The organism is Oerskovia sp. NPDC060287 (genome assembly GCF_042726775.1).
Taxonomy (GTDB): Bacteria; Actinomycetota; Actinomycetes; order Actinomycetales; family Cellulomonadaceae; genus Oerskovia; species Oerskovia merdavium.
Map to the genome: position 1 here is coordinate 1 of NZ_JBHXBO010000095.1, position 15,764 is coordinate 15,764.

General features: G+C 73.2%; 19 protein-coding genes and 1 riboswitch. Of the genes, 8 read left to right on the top strand and 11 right to left on the bottom strand.

Annotation, left to right across the window (positions count from 1 at the left end):
* Positions 1-29: 29 nt before the first annotated feature.
* Positions 30-1,436 carry a cellulase family glycosylhydrolase gene (locus tag ACFWFR_RS10295; RefSeq protein ID WP_377622837.1) on the bottom strand — a complete coding sequence of 469 codons (1,407 nt, stop codon included), beginning with the start codon at positions 1,434-1,436 and terminating at the stop codon, positions 30-32.
* A 142-nt stretch (positions 1,437-1,578) separates the two neighbouring features.
* Entirely contained in the window at positions 1,579-2,268 is a 690-nt protein-coding gene (locus ACFWFR_RS10300) for a M23 family metallopeptidase (protein ID WP_377622839.1), read from the bottom strand.
* Positions 2,269-2,396: 128 nt separating this feature from the next.
* On the opposite strand from ACFWFR_RS10300, the gene ACFWFR_RS10305 reads away from it, so the two are divergent.
* Positions 2,397-3,593 carry an MFS transporter gene (locus tag ACFWFR_RS10305; protein ID WP_377622841.1) on the top strand — a complete coding sequence of 399 codons (1,197 nt, stop codon included), beginning with the start codon at positions 2,397-2,399 and terminating at the stop codon, positions 3,591-3,593.
* 75 nt (positions 3,594-3,668) lie between these two features.
* Here the strand turns inward: ACFWFR_RS10305 and ACFWFR_RS10310 are convergent, their stop codons facing one another.
* A complete protein-coding gene (locus ACFWFR_RS10310; RefSeq protein WP_377622843.1) occupies positions 3,669-4,511 on the bottom strand; it encodes an alpha/beta fold hydrolase in 843 nt (280 codons plus the stop codon).
* Positions 4,512-4,608: 97 nt separating this feature from the next.
* Here ACFWFR_RS10310 and ACFWFR_RS10315 point away from each other — a divergent pair, with 97 nt between their 5' ends.
* Positions 4,609-5,202 (top strand): TetR/AcrR family transcriptional regulator, encoded by a 594-nt coding sequence (locus ACFWFR_RS10315; RefSeq protein ID WP_377622845.1) that lies wholly within the window; start codon positions 4,609-4,611, stop codon positions 5,200-5,202.
* Between the two features lie 6 nt (positions 5,203-5,208).
* Here the strand turns inward: ACFWFR_RS10315 and ACFWFR_RS10320 are convergent, their stop codons facing one another.
* Together ACFWFR_RS10320 and ACFWFR_RS10325 are read right to left on the bottom strand one after the other, a co-directional pair.
* Positions 5,209-5,646, bottom strand: a complete 438-nt coding sequence (locus tag ACFWFR_RS10320) for a hypothetical protein (protein ID WP_377622847.1) — start codon at positions 5,644-5,646, stop codon at positions 5,209-5,211.
* 126 nt (positions 5,647-5,772) lie between these two features.
* Positions 5,773-6,660, bottom strand: a complete 888-nt coding sequence (locus ACFWFR_RS10325; RefSeq protein WP_377622849.1) for an alpha/beta fold hydrolase — start codon at positions 6,658-6,660, stop codon at positions 5,773-5,775.
* 230 nt (positions 6,661-6,890) lie between these two features.
* Here ACFWFR_RS10325 and ACFWFR_RS10330 point away from each other — a divergent pair, with 230 nt between their 5' ends.
* Positions 6,891-7,922, top strand: a complete 1,032-nt coding sequence (locus tag ACFWFR_RS10330; RefSeq protein WP_377622851.1) for an alpha/beta hydrolase — start codon at positions 6,891-6,893, stop codon at positions 7,920-7,922.
* Between the two features lie 6 nt (positions 7,923-7,928).
* On the opposite strand, the gene ACFWFR_RS10335 is transcribed toward ACFWFR_RS10330, so the two are convergent.
* A complete protein-coding gene (locus ACFWFR_RS10335; protein ID WP_377622853.1) occupies positions 7,929-8,582 on the bottom strand; it encodes a hypothetical protein in 654 nt (217 codons plus the stop codon).
* A gap of 94 nt (positions 8,583-8,676) precedes the next feature.
* Positions 8,677-9,084, bottom strand: a complete 408-nt coding sequence (locus ACFWFR_RS10340) for a type II toxin-antitoxin system VapC family toxin (protein ID WP_377622855.1) — start codon at positions 9,082-9,084, stop codon at positions 8,677-8,679.
* Positions 9,085-9,207: 123 nt separating this feature from the next.
* Between ACFWFR_RS10340 and ACFWFR_RS10345 the strand changes: the two genes are divergently transcribed.
* A complete protein-coding gene (locus ACFWFR_RS10345) occupies positions 9,208-9,651 on the top strand; it encodes an SMI1/KNR4 family protein (protein WP_377622857.1) in 444 nt (147 codons plus the stop codon).
* Positions 9,648-9,809, top strand: a complete 162-nt coding sequence (locus ACFWFR_RS10350; RefSeq protein WP_377615536.1) for a hypothetical protein — start codon at positions 9,648-9,650, stop codon at positions 9,807-9,809. The genes ACFWFR_RS10345 and ACFWFR_RS10350 overlap by 4 nt, the downstream gene beginning before the upstream one ends.
* A 55-nt stretch (positions 9,810-9,864) precedes the next feature.
* Here the strand turns inward: ACFWFR_RS10350 and ACFWFR_RS10355 are convergent, their stop codons facing one another.
* Positions 9,865-10,656, bottom strand: a complete 792-nt coding sequence (locus tag ACFWFR_RS10355) for an SMI1/KNR4 family protein (RefSeq protein WP_377622859.1) — start codon at positions 10,654-10,656, stop codon at positions 9,865-9,867.
* A gap of 103 nt (positions 10,657-10,759) precedes the next feature.
* On the opposite strand from ACFWFR_RS10355, the gene ACFWFR_RS10360 reads away from it, so the two are divergent.
* A complete protein-coding gene (locus ACFWFR_RS10360) occupies positions 10,760-11,053 on the top strand; it encodes a DUF1905 domain-containing protein (RefSeq protein WP_377622861.1) in 294 nt (97 codons plus the stop codon).
* Here the strand turns inward: ACFWFR_RS10360 and ACFWFR_RS10365 are convergent.
* The 3 genes from ACFWFR_RS10365 to ACFWFR_RS10375 all read right to left on the bottom strand — a co-directional run bounded on the left by ACFWFR_RS10365 (position 11,043) and on the right by ACFWFR_RS10375 (position 13,654).
* Positions 11,043-12,782, bottom strand: coding sequence for a SulP family inorganic anion transporter (locus tag ACFWFR_RS10365; RefSeq protein ID WP_377622863.1), 1,740 nt, complete (start codon positions 12,780-12,782; stop codon positions 11,043-11,045). The two genes, ACFWFR_RS10360 and ACFWFR_RS10365, sit on opposite strands and share 11 nt — an antisense overlap.
* Positions 12,779-13,165: a helix-turn-helix transcriptional regulator gene (locus ACFWFR_RS10370; protein WP_191801693.1), complete on the bottom strand. Its 387-nt coding sequence runs from the start codon at positions 13,163-13,165 to the stop codon at positions 12,779-12,781. The genes ACFWFR_RS10365 and ACFWFR_RS10370 overlap by 4 nt, the downstream gene beginning before the upstream one ends.
* Before the next feature lie 75 nt (positions 13,166-13,240).
* Positions 13,241-13,654 carry a hypothetical protein gene (locus ACFWFR_RS10375; RefSeq protein WP_377622865.1) on the bottom strand — a complete coding sequence of 138 codons (414 nt, stop codon included), beginning with the start codon at positions 13,652-13,654 and terminating at the stop codon, positions 13,241-13,243.
* Positions 13,655-14,274: 620 nt separating this feature from the next.
* Here ACFWFR_RS10375 and ACFWFR_RS10380 point away from each other — a divergent pair.
* Both ACFWFR_RS10380 and ACFWFR_RS10385 read left to right on the top strand, forming a co-directional pair.
* Positions 14,275-14,565, top strand: a complete 291-nt coding sequence (locus ACFWFR_RS10380) for a DUF4287 domain-containing protein (protein ID WP_377622867.1) — start codon at positions 14,275-14,277, stop codon at positions 14,563-14,565.
* A gap of 172 nt (positions 14,566-14,737) precedes the next feature.
* Positions 14,738-14,933: riboswitch (cyclic di-AMP (ydaO/yuaA leader) on the top strand.
* Positions 14,934-15,725, top strand: coding sequence for a C40 family peptidase (locus ACFWFR_RS10385; RefSeq protein ID WP_191801681.1), 792 nt, complete (start codon positions 14,934-14,936; stop codon positions 15,723-15,725).
* Positions 15,726-15,764: the final 39 nt, after the last annotated feature.

Here is a 15,764-nt window from a genome sequence, read left to right on the forward strand (position 1 = left end):
CTCCCCGCGAGGAGCGCCCGGCGGACCCGTCAGGACCCCGCGCAGGTCACGCCCGTGCCCGACGGCGCGGCGCCCGTCCCGATGAACCCGAACGTCGCGGACGCGCTCGCCGCGAGCGTCCCGTTCCAGGCCGCGGGTGTCACGACGACGCCGTCGGGCGTGGCCGTGTGGACCCCGCCCCAGAGCTGGGTCACCGAGACCCCCGCGGGGAGCGGGACGCCGACCGACCAGCCATTGATCGACGCGGCCCCCGCCGTGACCGTGACCTCGCCCTGCCACCCACCGGGCCACGAGCCCACGACGCGCAGCGCCGCGGTGCAGTCCTCGGGCCCATCGGTGGGCTGCTCGGTCGGCTCCTCCGTGGGTTCCTCGGTGGGCTCGACCGCGCCGCCGAACCACGACGCCTCGACCGCGGTGTCCCGCAGGCCGTCGGGCCCGTCGATGATGCGCGTGCCCCAGGCGCTCGGGTTCGCCGGGTCGAAGCCCAGCACCATGTCGAGGTAGGGGTCGGTGTTGCCGCTCCACGACCAGGCGAGCCAGCCGAGGTCGAGGCGCTCGGCCTCGGCGAGCACGACGTCCTCGTCGACGTCGGACGACGTCTGGCGCCAGCCGAACTCCCCGACGATCAGGGGCAGGCCCGCATCCACGAAGTGCTCGAGGTACTGCGTGACGGTCGAGGCCTGCGCGTACACGCCGTACATGTGGATCGAGAAGATCGTGTTGGCGTCGGGGTCGGACGCGAAGACCTCGTCGGCCTCGGCCCGCATGACGTTCGTCCAGTCCTGCCCCCAGTTCGGGGCGTCGACGACGATCGCGTGCTCGTACCCGATGTCTCGCAGGCGCCCGATCGCCGCGGACGTCTCGGCACCCCAGCGCGTGTTGGTCGCGGCGTCGTTGCCGAACGGCTCGTTGCCGATGTTGACCATGACGAAGTCCTCGGTCCCCGCGAGCGTGGGGTACAGGTCCTCCCAGTAGTCGACGGCCTGGTCGAGCGTGCCCGCGGCGGGCGCGTACTGGTCGCCGTAGCCCGTGGTGTCGTGGACCTCGAGGAGGCACACGAGCCGGTTCTCCTCGCAGAGGTCCACGATGTGCGCGACGTCCTCGGGGGTGTTCCGGGTCCACTGGTCGCCGCTCGAGAGCACGACACGCACCGAGTTCGCGCCCGCGTCCTTGATGGCCTCGATCGACGAGGTCTGGCCCGTGAACCAGGTGTGTGCGTGGTTCACGCCGCGCAGCACCAGGTCGGTGCCGTCGCCTTCGACGACCCGCCCGTCGGCGACGTGGATGCCCGGGGTCTCGGCGGCGTGGGCCGTGCGCGCTGCGGCTCCGACGCCCACGGCCGCGAGGGTCGTGAGCAGCGCGGCCGTCGTCAGGCCCGCGACGACCGGGGCGAGGCGCCGCGGGGCGGCGTCGGGTGGGAGGGGGGTGCGGCTCATCGGACGTCCTCGTCTCTGGCGGCGTCGCCCGCACGGTCGTGCGGACCCGGCCCATGGTGAGGAGGGCGAGGTGCCGTGGGCCAGGGGGTGAAGCGTTTAGCCGACGCTTCCTGTGCGTCCCGGCGGGCCCGCTCGGTCCGCCTCAGGTCGCGGCCGGCGCCAAGGGTTCGACGACGGAGCGTTCGCCGGGCAGTCCTGTCGCCCGGTCGAGGGGCTCGCCCCGGCCACGGAGCCACTCGCGGAAGTCGCGGAACGCGACCGGGACCCCCTGGGCGACCGTGAGGTCGAGGCTGTCGGCGACCTGCACGTGCACGTGGGGCTGGGTCGAGTTCCCGGAGTTCCCGCACTCGGCGAGCGGTTGCCCGGTCCTCACCTGCCCGCCGACCCGTACCCGCAGCGACCCGCGCCGCAGGTGCACGAGGGACACGAACGCCCGGGTCCGGGGGAGCGCGATCGTCACGTGGTTCCCCGCCACGGCGTGCACGCCCTCGCGGAGCCTCCCCGCGGCCCCGAGCGCGTAGGGCACGAGGGCCGGCTGGGACCGACGGGCCGCGTGGTCCTCCTCGCCGTCGTGCACCTGGACCACGACACCGTCCACGGGCGCGAGGATCGGGCGCCCGAACGCGACGAAGCGCTCGGGCGGCTCGGTCGCGACGAGCGTGCGCCAGTCACGCACCGCGGCCGTGCGGTGCCGTGCGTCGACGCCGACGAAGTCGATCGCGTACCGCTCGCCCAGGAGGTCGACCCCGTGGCTCGGGACGCGCCGGGCGGGGCTGTTCTGCACGAGCCAGCGGTCGCGGAAGGGCAGGGCGAGCAGGACGGCCTCGGTCATGAGCGCCTCCCGTCTCCTCGGGTCCTGCTCCTCACCCTAGGTGCGACCTCGCACCCCAGGTGTGACCTCGCGGCACCGTCCCTGCCTCGCGGCGCGAGGAGGGGGACGTACCGTGCCAAGATGCCTGGGTGACCGATGCTGCGCCGACCACCGGGCCCGGCTGGCGCCCGGGGACCGTGCGCGACGCCGCCGGGGGGATCCTCGCGCTCATGCTCGCGACCTTCCTCGCCGTGACGACCGAGCTCCTCCCGGTGGGCCTGCTGCCGCTGATGAGCGACGAGCTGGACGTCACGGAGTCGACCGCCGGCCTGCTCGTGACGGTCTACGCGTTCATGGTCGCCGCGCTCGCGGTGCCCCTGACGCTCGCGACCGTGCGCCTGCCGCGCAAGGGGCTGCTGCTCGGGACGCTCGTCGCGTACACCGTGAGCAACGCCCTCGTCGCGGTGGCGCCGTCGTTCGCGGTCGTCGCGGCGGGGCGAGCCGTCGGAGGGATCGCGCACGCCCTGTTCTTCTCCGTGAGCATCGGGTACGGCGCGCGGCTCGTGCAGCCCTTGTTCACGGGGCGTGCGCTCGCGCTCGTGACCGCCGGGGCGTCGGCGGGATTCGTGTTCGGCGTCCCGCTGTCGACCTCGCTGGGCGCGGCCGTGGGCTGGCGGACCGCGTTCGCGGTGCTCGCCGGGGTCTGCGCGCTGACGACGGTCCTCGTGGCGGTGCTCCTGCCGGCCGTCGCGGGCGGCGGCGCGCGGCGAGACGATCACGGGCAGGCAGCCCGACGATCGCGCCTCGCGGTGGTCTCGACCGCGAACGCGCTCGTCTACCTGGGGCAGTTCACGGTCTACACCTACGTGTCGGTGCTGCTGCTGGCCGCCGGCCTCTCGGTCGCGGGCGTGGGACCCGTGCTGCTCGGGCTGGGCGCGCTGGGGCTGGTCGGGACCTGGTACGCGGGGGTCTCGCTCGACCGTCGGCCGCGCAGGACGGTCCTCGTGGTCCTGGTGACGTTGACGCTGGGCCTGTGCGCACTGGGCCTCGCGTTCCCCGCCCTCGCCCCGGTGCTCGTGGCCGCCGCGGTGTGGGGAGCGGGGTTCGGCGGCGTGGCGTCGATCTTCCAGACGGCCGCGATCCGCACGCACGGCGCGTCGCCCGACGTCGTGGGAGCGCTCGTGAACTCGACCGCGAACATCGGGATCGGTGGGGGAGCGGCCCTGGGCGGTGCCGTGCTCGCGGGGTACGGCGCCGGGTGGCTTCCGTTCGTGGGGGCGGCGCTGGTGCTCGTGGGGCTCGTCGTCGTGGTGGTCGCGCGCAAGGCGTTCCCCGCGACCGTGTAGCCCGGCGGTCGCCCACCCCGCACACCGACGCGGCGCACCGGACCACGGGGCCCGGTGCGCCGTGCGGGGCGACGGCTACTTCTGGACGAACGCGAGCAGCGCCCGGTTGACGTCCTCCGCGTGGGTCCAGAGCAGGCCGTGCGGTGCGCCGTCGACCTCGACGTAGTCGGCCTCGGGGAAGGCCGCGTGGAACGGACGGCCCGTCGAGTCGATCGGCAGGATGCGGTCGGCCGTGCCGTGCAGGATGAGCGCGGGCTTGCCGCTCGCCCGGACGGCCGCGACGTCGTCGCGGAAGTCCTCGATCCAGGTGGGTACGACGGCGTAGGCGGCGACGGGGGCCGAGCCGGTCGCGGTGTTCCAGCTCGCGGTGACGACCTCCTGGGAGATGCGCTCGCCGAGGTTCTCGTCGAGGTTGTAGAAGTCGTTGTAGAACTGCGTGAACCAGGCGAAGCGGTCGGCGCGGGCCGTCTCGGCGATCCCGTCGAACACCTCCTGCGGGACGCCCGTGGGGTTGTCGTCGCGCTGGACGAGGAAGGGCTCGAGCGAGGCGAGGAACGCGAGCTTGGCCACGCGGTCGTGGCCGTGGTTCTTGACGTAGCGGGCGAGCTCGCCCGTGCCCATGGAGAAGCCGACGAGGATCACGTCGCGCAGGTCGAGGGTCTCGAGGACGGCGTCGAGGTCGGCCGCGAACGTGTCGTAGTCGTAGCCCGTCCCGACCTTGCTGGACCGGCCGAACCCGCGGCGGTCATAGGTGATGACGCGGTACCCGGCGTCGAGCAGGACGCGGGACTGACGCTCCCAGCTGTTCCCGTCGAGCGGGTAGCCGTGGACGAGGACGACGGCCTGCCCCGTCCCGTGGTCCTCGTAGTAGAGCTCGACGGGGGTGCTGTTCTCGTTGCCGGAGATGATCTGGCCCATGATGCGTCCCTTCGCGATGGAGCGTGAGAACGATCGTTCTCGCCGCTGGTCCTGACTCTAGAGAACGATCGTTCTCGGTGCAAGTAGGATGGTGGGCATGACTGCAGAGGACGCCCGGGAGAAGATCGTCGACGCCGCCGACCGCCTCTACTACGCCAAGGGCTACGCGGCCGTCGGCATGGACGAGCTGCGCCGCGAGTCGGGCGTGTCCCTGCGGCGCCTGTACGCGACGTTCCCCTCGAAGGACGACATCGTCCTGGCCGTGCTCGCGCGCAAGCACGAGCAGTGGGAGCGGGGGATCACCGAGCGCGTCGAGGGTGAGCCGGACCCGCGCGCCCGGCTCCTCGCGATCTACGACTACCTCGCCGACTGGTTCTGCGCCGACGACTTCCGCGGGTGCGCCTTCATCAACGCGTTCGGTGAGCTCGGGACCACCCACCCCGCGGTCGCCGACGCCGTCCGCACGCACAAGGCCTCGTTCGAGCGGTTCGTCGCGCGACTGGTCGACGACGTCGGGGCGCCTCCCGCGCTCGCAGGTCAGCTCGTCATCCTCGCCGAGGGAGCGCAGACGACCGCCGCGATCTCGGGGGACCCTGCCGTGGCGGCGCGCGCTCGCGCCGCGGCGGAGACGCTCGTCGACGCCGCGCTGGGCATGCCCGCGGTGTCGGGGGACGCTGCGTCGCACAGGTAGGTCTCCTCAGTCCCGCGGCGTGCGCAGCGCCTTGAACGCGCCCGTCGACCACAGCGCCCACGCGACGAGCACGGGCTGGAAGAACAGCCGCCCGAGCCGCTTGGCGTCGGTGTCGAGCCCGAACCCGTCCTTGTGCTCGAGCCACTGACCGATGTTCCCGGGGAAGATCACGACGAAGAACGCTGCCGCGACGAGCCCCACCGCGACGCGTCGGCGCGAGAGCACGACGAGCGACGAACCGAGAGCGATCTCGACGGCCCCCGACGCGAGGACCGTCACGTCCTCGTCGACCGGGAACCAGTCGGGGACCTGGGCCTGGAACTCGTCCCGCGAGAACGTCAGGTGCCCGATCCCGGCGAAGACCAGGCTCAGCCCGAGCACGATGCGCCCGATGCGTCGGGCCACGGTGTCGGGCGGCGGGTCGGCGGTCAGCAGGTTCGTCATGCGGCCATGGTCCTCGCGGTCGCCGCTGCTGGCATCTGGGGGACGCGGGGCGGCAGGTGCCCGACGACGGTGCTCACCCGGGCGGCGGGCTCACCCCGCGGGAGCCCGCCGCCCTCCGAGAGATCCTCAGCGCGGACCGTCGCCGTCGAGAACGGTCCGCAGGGCCGCGGCGAAGCCCGCAGGGTCGCCCGGCATCCCGTACTCGTCGCCCAGGAAGCCGCCGTGCCCGCTCGGGAACGCGACCGCCTCGGAGCCGAGGTTCTTCGCGATGGCTCGCGCTGCGCGTGCGGCCATCTGCTGACCCGACTCGTCGCCCGCGGCGAGGACCACGCGGGTCGAGGCCGAGGTGAGCGCGTCGTACGCAGGCTCGTAGTGGGTGCACGAGATGAGGTTCTGCCCCAGCAGCGGGTCGTCGCGCTTCCCGTCGTCCCCGGCGGGGAAGCCGAACGCGGCCGGGTCCGGCGCGGGGAGCTCTGCGACGTCGTCGGGGAACGGCCCCTCCCAGCTCGTCAGGGCGATGAACCGCGCCATGCCGGCGCCGAACCCCTGGGTCCGGTAGGTCTCCGCCACGGCCTGGACCGCGGCGAGCGCGGCATCGCGGTCGGGCAGCGCAGGGCCCGACGGCGGCTCGTGGGCCACGAGGGTCCGTACCTGCTCGGGGTGTTCGGCCACGAGGGCGAGCGCGTTGATCGCCCCACCGCTGCTCGCCATGATGTCGACGGGCCCGACGCCCAGGGCGTCGATCACGCGGTGCAGGTCGTCGGCGTGGTCCTCGGGGCGGACGGCCGACCCGGGGTCGGGCCGGACGCTGCGCGAGACCCCGCGGGGGTCGTACGTGACGACCGGGCGGTCGGTGAAGTGCGAGGCGAGCGTGCCGAACCCGTCGGCCCCCATGGGCGAGCCGATGAGCAGCAGCGCGGGCACCTCGGGGGTGGCGGCGCTCAGGTCGCCGCGGACGTCGTAGGTCACGGTCGCACCCGGCGCCTCGAGCGTGCGGGTCTCGATGTCGGTCATGGCGGAGCCTCTCGGTCGGTCGAGCTCGAGCGGCCCGGTCTGCTCGCGGCCCGTCTCGTGGTGTCGTCGGGGTAGACCCTGGGCGTTCCCGGAACTCATCGCGCGCGCCCGGACCAGTGTGTCCAGAGGAGGCGTCGTCCCGCACGCTGCCGACCTCGTCGCCGAGCCCGCTGCTGCTAGCGTGACGGACGCCCAGCCCCTGTGGCGTCGTCGAGAAGTACGGAGCATCGGTGAACACGTCGAGCGCGGCATCGGGTACCGAGGCAGATCCGCCCGTCCCGCCCAGGACATCTCCTGCCACGACCCTCGGGCGGTTGCTGCTCGTCGTCCTGGGGGTCGCGCTGGTCGCAGCGCCCGTCTGGGTCGTCGCGACGACCGGCGACACCGTCCGCCACCAGCACTGGGCGCTCGCTGCGGTCCTCGGAGCGAGCGTGGTCGCGGGCCTGCTCGTCCTCGCGGCGGCCCTCCTGGGTGGCCGCCGACGTGATCGTGGTCCTTCGCCACGGCGACCGCGGGCTCGCCGGGTCCTGCGTGGGGTCGCAGTGGGTGTCGGGATCGCCCTCCTGGTCGTCCTGGCGGCGGCCGTCGTGTGGCTCCGGCCCTTCCCCGCGACGGCGCCCGCGCTCGCAGCTCTCGAGAGCGACGGCTCGGTCGAGGTCCGCGACGAGGCGGGCTGGATCGCGTTCGTCCCGCAGGACGGGGCGGCGACGACCGGCCTGGTCTACTCGCCCGGCGCCCGGGTGGACGTGCGTGCGACCGCCGCCGTGCTGCGCCCGCTCGCCGAGGCCGGGTACCTGGTCGTGGCGCTCAAGGAACCGCTGGGCATCGCCTTCACGTCGCCCAACCAGTCGGCGTCGGCGATGGCAGCGTTCGACGAGGTCGACACCTGGGCGGTGGGCGGTCACTCCCTGGGCGGGGTCGTCGCGGCGTCGTTCGCCGCCGCGCACGACGACGAGGTCACCGGCCTGCTCCTGCACGCCTCGTACCCGTCGGGTGACATGAGCACGGCCGACGTCGAGGTGACCTCGGTGTGGGGATCGCGCGACGGCCTGACGACGCCCGACAAGATCGAGGCGTCCCGCGCCGACCTGCCCGCCACCGCCGACTTCGTCGAGGTACCAGGGGGCGTCCACGCCTTCTTCGCGGACTACGGCGAGCAACCGGGAGACGGTCGGCCGACCACGAGCCGGGCCGACGCGCAGGCGCAGATCGTCGAGGCGAGCATCGGCGCGCTCGACCGCCTGGCGGCACAGGGCTCCTGAGGTTCGTCAGTGAACGGATCGCTCGGCGCAGCCCATCCAGGACCGCAAGGTCTTGACGGCTCTCTCCTCGCTCTCGTCCGTGCCCCACCAGCAGGGAAAGGGGGACGCGACCCGGTCGAGGTCCTCCCACCAGTCCTCGATACAGCGTTCGCGGCGCTCGCGGACGACGCTGCTCCTCGTGGCTTCGTCGTCCCAGGTCGCGAGCCAGGGATCGACGAGCAGGCCCGCGATCGCGCAGCTCATGAAGACCTCTGCGACCCGCAAGAACGACGCGCCCGATCTCAGGGTGTGCGTCCACCAGGCATTGAGGAAGGCCTCGACGGCCTCGCTCTCGTCAGCGGGCCAGGTGGACCACCGGGCTGCGGCCAGGCCTCTGGCGCACCACCGGGCGTCGATGTCGACGCCGTCGACGAGCAGGACGACGAGCCTCGGGAGGACGCGGCGCAAGACGCTTGGTTGGTCGGCCCAGTGGAGCGGGTCCTTCGCGGCGACACGCAGCACCAGGTCGTCCGGGAGCGGCCGGTTCGGGGTACGGAGCAGCGCGCTCTCCTCGTCGCTGAAGCAGCGACCGCACCCGCGGTCGTCGGGGCGGGCCGTCGCCCCCGAGAACAGGGTCGAGATCCTGGCGACTGCTGCGGTGACGTCGGGTTCAGGGAGCATGGCACTCCTTCAAGACTCCAGCGAGCAGGCCCCCCGAAGAGGGCGACACTACCGGCTGTCCGGCTCGGCCGGTGCGCCGCAGCCGTGGAGTCGTTCATGCCTCCGCGTCGAGCAGCGCCTCGTACGGCGCGGTCTCGATCACCCCGACGACGGCACGGGCCAGTTCGCCGTCCGCGGTCACGAGCGCGATGCCCCGGAGCCGGGCGAGGGCCACGTACTCGGCGTCGTACGTCGAAGCCAGGCCCAGCTCGTCGGCGACCTTCCACGACGTACGACGCAGCACGGCGTCCCCGAACAACCTGACCGGGAGGCGGCCGACCTGCGCCAGGCGCTCGCGCCCGACCTCGGCCGAGAGATCGCCGTGGTGCACGGCCTCGTGCAGCGCTGACAGGGTCTGCGACCGCAGGAGCGTCGGGGCGAGCAGCCCGTGGGCGTCCGGGACCTGGGCGTCCTCCGCGGCCAGTCGCAGGGCGGTGCCGGCGTCGACGACGAACCTGGTCATGGTGCACCTCGTGGGTCAGGGGCGGGACGTGTCGCCTCATCGTCACGCGCGCCGGTGACACACGCACCCGCGTGCGCGGCGCCGTCGGGCGGGGTGTCCCACCCCGCGGCTACGGTGGCCGGCATGGCGCTCCCACCCGACCTCCTGGCCCGGCTCGACGCGGCCGTCGCCCTCTACGGTGCGGGCGAGCCCGCGACGCGCGCCCAGCTCGAGGAGGCCGTGCGCGGCCTCGGGGTAGCTCTCGACCCGGGCTACGTGGAGCTCGTCGGGCGGCACGGCGGCTGCTTCGTGGGTGTCCCCGTCCACGGGCTGCGCAACGCCCCGCTGCTCGAGGACACCGACGTCGCGACCCTGACGCGCACCTTTCGCACGAACGGCTGGGATGTCGCGGAGGAAGGCCTCGTGATCGGGTTCGACGGGTCGGGAAACCCGCTCGTCGTCACGGACGACGGGCCGGTCGTGACGTCCGACCACGACACGGGGGAGCGGTACGTCCTCGCGGAGACCTTCGCGGACCTGCTCGACCAGAACGTTCCCGACCTCGCACCGCCCGGGGGCGACCGGTGATCCTCACGCAGCGCAACGTCCTGGGCGGCCCCGAGCGCGACCTCGCCGCGTTGGCCGCGACCGTGGCGTCACGGTGCGCGCCCGCCGAACCGGACGCGGTGCGCGAGGCGCTCGCGGGCGCGTTCGATCGAGCGGTGGCGGCCGCGACGAGACGCTAGGCGGCTGCGGTCAGTCGTCGGCCCGACGACGACCGACCTGTCCCGCGCGGCGCCCTCAGGCGGCGGGGCCGCCGCCGAGCAGGCCGAGCCAGACGAGCAGGTCGGTCGTCACGAGCTCGCCGTCGGCCTCGATGCGCGACCCGCCCTCGCCGGGGTGCGACCCGGCGAACGCCGCGAGGTCGAGGCGGTGGACGCTCGTCCGGTCGCGGCCGTGACGCCGCATGAACAGTCCCGCCCCCTCACCGTCCTCACCGACCAGCACCCAGTGGGGTGCGAGGCGCGGCACGTCGTGCGCTGCGTTGGCCTCGGAGAAGCGGTGCGGGCCGTGGACCGTGAGCCCGTCGGGTCGCAGCACGCCCGGCGTCGAGCGCCAGAGCTCGGCGATCGTGGGGTTCGGCCCGTCGCCCAGGCCGCGCAGCAGGGCCACCTGCACGGACACGAACCCCGCGAACGTCTCGGCGACGACCTCCTCGGACCCGTCGGAGCCGTCGACGCGCACGACCGGGTGCTCACCGTTGCCGCCGGTCCGGTCGAGAGCGATCGAGAAGGTCTCCGCGCCGTCGGGCTCGTTCGCGAAGCACAACCTGTCGCCGGTGAGGCGCCACCCGGCCGTGAGGGCGTCGTCCGCTTCCGCGACGTGCCCCGGGTCCGCGAGGGACGCGACGTCCACATGCCCGACGCGGCTCGCGCGGGTCTCCGTGAGCCACCAGCGGTACGACGCCGGGAGCCGCCCCACCCGGGCCTCGGCCGCCCGGGCCCAGCTCTCCGGGGCGCCGCTGCCGGGCCACCGCCGGATCTCCGGCGTCGACTCGACGAGGTCGCGCAGCATGGCGAGGTCGGGCGTCATGGAGGCAGAGTCTGCCAGCCGCCGTGCCGGCGGGCACGTACCGGCACGGGACCGTCCCGGAGGCCGGGCAGCGGGCTCGGCGCGCAGGGGCGATGCTGGGCGGATGGAGATCGAGGCCGTGGGCGAGGTGTGGCACTGGCGCGGACCCGCGCCCTTCCATTTCGTGTCCGTGCCCGACGCGGAGAGCGCCCGCATCCGCGAGGTCGCGTCGCTCGTGACCTACGGCTGGGGCATGATTCCCGTCTCGGCCCGGATCGGGGCGACGACGTGGACCACGTCGCTGTTCGCGAAGGACGGGCTGTACGTCGTCCCGCTCAAGGACCGGATCCGCGCGGCCGAGGACGTCGAGCTGGGCGACACGGTCACGGTGCTGCTGACGCTCGACGTCAACCGCTGAGCGCTGCTCGGGTCTCCACGTCGGGGGCCGCCTCCTGGGCCCGCGCGACGTGCGAGCGCGCGTGCTCGATCGCGGGCGGGAGGTCCTCGAACAGGTGCTTCTCGTGGCGCAGCTCGTCGAGCACGCCGACGCGCGTGAGCACGGGCAGGTGCGCGGGCTGGATGCCCTTGACCAGGACCGTGACGCCCGAGCGTTCGAGGTCCGCGACGAGCTCCCCGAGCGCGTGGGCACCCGTCGCGTCGACGAGGCGCAGGTGCGAGAGCCGCAGGACGACGACCAGAGCGTCCTGGTCGTCGCGGATCTGCGCGTGGATGCGGTCGGCGGCGCCGAAGAACATGGCGCCGTCGAGACGGTAGAGCGCGATGTGCTCGTCACCCGGCTGGGCCGGCCCCGGGAGGGGCTCGCGGTGCACCGCGGCGGCCTTCGCGACCGAGCGCAGCGCGAAGAACGCCGCGACGAGCAGCCCGATCTGCACCGCCTCGATGAGGTCGACCGCGACGGTCACGACCGCTGTCACGACGAGCACCACGGCGTCCGCGCGCGTCGAGGTCAGCACGGCCCGGAGGGTCGCGACCGAGACCATCCGCACCGCGGTGACCATGAGGACCCCGGCCAGCGCGGCGAGCGGGATGGCGGAGACGGGGCCGGTCGCGAGGTAGATGACGCCCAGGATCACGACCGAGTGCACGACGGCCGCGAGCCGCGTGCGGGCCCCGGCGCGCACGTTGACCGCGGTGCGGGCGATGGCCCCGGTCGCGGGCATGCCGCCGAACGCGCCGCTCGCGATCGACGCGAGCCCCTGTCCCACGAGCTCCCGGTCGGGGTCGTAGCGGTGGGTCGCGTCGTCGGGCACGGTCGCGCTCCCGGTCGCCCCGCGCCGCCCGGCCGGCGCGGGGGACGGCATGGCCGCGGCGACGCGGGCCGAGAGGAGGGACTCGATCGCGGCGAGCGCCGCGACCGCGACCGCGGGGCCGATCAGCGACCGCAGCATCCCGGCGTCGAGGTGCGGCAGGGACGGCAGTGGCAGCGAGTCGGGGAGCGCGCCGATGCGTGCGACGGGTGCGTCGACGAGCTGAGCGACGACGGTCGCGAGCACGACCGCGACGAGCGAGGCGGGCAGTGCGGGCGCGACGCGGGGGAGGACGAGCATCACGACGGCCACGAGCGCCACCGTCCCGAGCGTCCACAGGGCGGTCGGACCGTCCCCGAACGCGGCGACGGCGGAGTCGACGGCCACGCGCAGCGGGTTGCCTCCCACCGCGCCCGTGACGCCCAGGGCTGCGGGCACCTGCTGGAGGAAGATGATCGCGGCGATCCCGGCCGTGAACCCCTCGACCACGGGCCACGGGATGAAGGTCACGACGCGGCCGAGCCGCGTCACCCCGGCCAGGAGCACGACGACGCCCGCGAGGATCGCGACGAGCGGCACGGCCGCGGGGCCGTGCTGGGCGACGATGGGGGCCAGGACGACGGCCATCGCGCCGGTCGGCCCGCTGACCTGGACGCGCGAGCCGCCGAACACCGCGGCCACGATGCCCGCGACCACGGCCGTCACGAGGCCGGGGCCGGGGCCCACGCCGGCGCTCACGCCGAACGCCAGCGCGAGGGGCAGGGCGACCACGCCGACCGTGATCCCGGCGAGCAGGTCGGAGCGCAGCGTCCTCGGCCGGAGGTCGACGTCGGCGCGCGACGGCAGCAGGTCGCGTACCGAGCGACCCGCCCGGCTCACTGTCCGGTCCGTTCGCTCTCCCCGTGGAGCGGGGGCAGCTCGTCCGCGGCCGCGAGCTGGCGGCCGGATGCATCGAGGGTCTCGCGCAGGAAGGCGCGCGCCACGACGAGCAGCTCGGCGACCAGGGGCCTGCTCAGCCGGTAGACGACGGTGTTGCCCGTGCGCGACGACTCCACGACGCCGGCGCGCTTGAGGACCGCGAGGTGCTGGGACAGGACCGAGGCCTCGACGCCGGTCGCGGCGAGCAGGTCGGACACGGGGGCCTCGTGGTGGGGCGCGGCGCTGAGCACCTCGAGGGCCTGGATGCGGGTGGGGTGCGCGAGCGAGCGGAAGAGCTCGGCCTTGATCGCGTAGAGCGGCGCCGTGGTGGCGGTGGTGGGCACAGGACCTCCTGGGGACTTGGTGAGTTTAGCAACTCCTCAAGTCAGTGGGATCGTGCATCGTCACCGCTGGTGCCGCTACGGGGTGGTTGCCTCGCCGAGCTGTGGGCCTGACGCGAAGTGCAGGACGGTGGCCGAGCTGCCGCCGAGCTCGACCCTTCGCCCCGTGTCGTCGTGCCAGACGACGACGGCGTGCTCCTCGGGACCGAGGACCTGGGTGTCGGTCGAGTACCCGTGGTCCTGAAGCGTCGATGCTGTGGCTTCGAGGGCTGCGGTCCATGTGTCGGGGTCCGCGACGAGAGGTTCGTCGATCACCCAGTTCGCCGACCTGTACTCCTCGAGGCGGATTCCGTCGATGACCTCGCCCGTCTCGGTGAAGTGCTCGTCGCGCTCCTCCTCCCACACGACCGGCCCCACGGCCTGGTCGATCGCCGTGCGTACCTCGCCGAGCAGCTCTTCGCCCTGCTCGGCGACGGCCCTGACGTCCTGCATCGACTCCACCGATCTCTCGGGGCCGGTGCATCCTGTCGTGAGGCAGGCCAGCAAGGACATGGCGACGAGTGCTTGGTGCCTGCGTCTCATCGGACGGCCACCAGCTCGTCTCGTCCCACGGTGATCGCGGCTTGAATGAAGAGAGCGGCCCTGTCCATGTCCCAGTAGTCGCTGTGCTGCCAGCACCACGTGTCCCCTGGGCCGGAATAGCCGTGCTGGGTGCCGTCGGCAAGAGTGACGGTCCGCGGGTCGTTGTCTCGTGATCGAGGACCAGCTCCGACTCGTCTCGGATGTTCGTCGCGCGTCGGATGTCCCCGGCGATCTTCTCCACGTCGGACCCGGTGCCCGCGACGTGGACCGACGTCCGCACCGACCATCGAAGACATCGATTCCCCCTGGAGTCGTAGCGGTCGTAGGGACAGTAGCAAAGGTTGCCCGGAGCAGTCCGGGTGCACCACGTGGCCTGTGGACAGCCGAGCGCAGTCGATGGCCGACGCGCAGACGGCAGGGATCGACGCGCTGCGCGGCAGGCGGGCCCCGCGTCCTGACCGATGAGTTCTGCCGGTCCCTGCGGTCTGACCCTCGACCGCACCCGCTGGACGAGGAGAGCAGAGGATCCCATGTCTTTTCAGGCGTACCTGGACACCATCGAGGACAAGACGGGGCTCACCCCGCGCGAGCTCCTGGCGATCGCGCAGGAGAAGGGTTTCGACGACCCGTCGGTCAAGGCGGGCGTGATCGTGGAGTGGCTCAAGGAGGACTACGGTCTGGGGCGCGGGCACGCGATGGCGCTCGTCCACGTCATCAAGAAGGGGCCCACGATCGACAGCAAGCACGTCGGGTCGACCGGTACGCACCGGGACGAGTCGGACACCTTGTGGTTGGACGGCAAGGCGACCAAGCCCGCCTGAGGCGGGGGGTCCCGAGGTGCCTGACGGCGGGCCGCGCCCTCCCGTGGAAGGTGCGGTTCGTCGTCGAAAGGGATCGATGTCCGACTCGCGGAGTTCGTTACCTCACTGTGACAATCCGTCGCTTGCCATGTACCGTCGATTCTGCTTCGCAGAGAACCTTCTCGCCGGAGCCCTCGGGTGGACGCCGAACCCTGTCACCTCCCGAGGCCACGAACTACACCCATGACAGGGGTGGGGGACCCATTCTTGTGGGCACCGGTGACGGTGTCCTTGGGGTGAAGCCGCACGGACCTCGGTCCGCACGGCCGGGTAGAGCTTCTCCGACCCGAACCCGACAGCTGACCTCTCAGGCGTCCAGGAGAACACTCGTGACCTCACGTCCTTCCGCGCGCCACCGTGCTGCGCACCGCCCCATCACCCCCTTGACGTCGCTCGGGCGCTCCGCCGCGTCGAGCGTCAGCTCCGTCGCCCGTCGCAGCGCCGTCGTCGCGGCGTCGTCGGGTCTGCTGATCTCGGTCTTCACGGCCCCGGCGAACGCGGCACCCTCGACCGACCAGGCGAAGACGTCGGTCGGCACGGTCGACCTCGCTGCCGTCACCGCTCAGGCCCGCGAAGCACTGCAGACCAGCCCCGTCGTCACGGTCGCCGCCGACGCGGCGCTCGCGATCGAGCAGGCCCCCGTCGCGGTCACCCCCGCGCCGGAGCCCGAGCCCGAGCCGGCCCCCGCCCCTGCACCGCAGCGCGCCGCCGCAGCCTCGCGCTCGGTCGAGCGTGCGACGCCCGCCGCGACGCAGACGGTCCAGGCCGCCGCCCCGGCGCCCGCGGCCTCCGGCTCGTCGGTCGTCGACATCGCCATGAAGTACGTGGGCGTGCCCTACGTCTACGGCGGTTCCTCGCCCAGCGGCTTCGACTGCTCGGGCCTGGTCCAGTACGTGTACGGCCAGCTCGGCGTCTCGCTCCCGCACCAGTCCGGTGCGCAGCGCAACGCGGGCACCGCGGTCTCGGCCTCCGAGGCTCGCCCCGGCGACATCATCTGGACCCCCGGTCACGTCGCGATCTACGCCGGCAACGGCATGCAGATCGAGGCCACGACCCCGGGCAGCACCGTCAAGTACAGCAAGATCTGGCAGAACAACCCGACGTTCGTCCGCGTCGGCTGATCTTCCCGCCCACGAGGCCCCGTCCACAGTCCTGTGGAC

Bases quoted from the DNA above. Each gene is read 5' to 3' on its own strand.
- ACFWFR_RS10295 (WP_377622837.1), bottom strand. From the start codon at position 1,436: ATGAGCCGCACCCCCCTCCCACCCGACGCCGCCCCGCGGCGCCTCGCC.
- ACFWFR_RS10300 (WP_377622839.1), bottom strand. From the start codon at position 2,268: ATGACCGAGGCCGTCCTGCTCGCCCTGCCCTTCCGCGACCGCTGGCTC.
- ACFWFR_RS10310 (WP_377622843.1), bottom strand. From the start codon at position 4,511: ATGGGCCAGATCATCTCCGGCAACGAGAACAGCACCCCCGTCGAGCTC.
- ACFWFR_RS10315 (WP_377622845.1), top strand. From the start codon at position 4,609: ATGACTGCAGAGGACGCCCGGGAGAAGATCGTCGACGCCGCCGACCGC.
- ACFWFR_RS10320 (WP_377622847.1), bottom strand. From the start codon at position 5,646: ATGACGAACCTGCTGACCGCCGACCCGCCGCCCGACACCGTGGCCCGA.
- ACFWFR_RS10325 (WP_377622849.1), bottom strand. From the start codon at position 6,660: ATGACCGACATCGAGACCCGCACGCTCGAGGCGCCGGGTGCGACCGTG.
- ACFWFR_RS10335 (WP_377622853.1), bottom strand. From the start codon at position 8,582: ATGCTCCCTGAACCCGACGTCACCGCAGCAGTCGCCAGGATCTCGACC.
- ACFWFR_RS10340 (WP_377622855.1), bottom strand. From the start codon at position 9,084: ATGACCAGGTTCGTCGTCGACGCCGGCACCGCCCTGCGACTGGCCGCG.
- ACFWFR_RS10345 (WP_377622857.1), top strand. From the start codon at position 9,208: ATGGCGCTCCCACCCGACCTCCTGGCCCGGCTCGACGCGGCCGTCGCC.
- ACFWFR_RS10355 (WP_377622859.1), bottom strand. From the start codon at position 10,656: ATGACGCCCGACCTCGCCATGCTGCGCGACCTCGTCGAGTCGACGCCG.
- ACFWFR_RS10360 (WP_377622861.1), top strand. From the start codon at position 10,760: ATGGAGATCGAGGCCGTGGGCGAGGTGTGGCACTGGCGCGGACCCGCG.
- ACFWFR_RS10375 (WP_377622865.1), bottom strand. From the start codon at position 13,654: ATGCAGGACGTCAGGGCCGTCGCCGAGCAGGGCGAAGAGCTGCTCGGC.
- ACFWFR_RS10380 (WP_377622867.1), top strand. From the start codon at position 14,275: ATGTCTTTTCAGGCGTACCTGGACACCATCGAGGACAAGACGGGGCTC.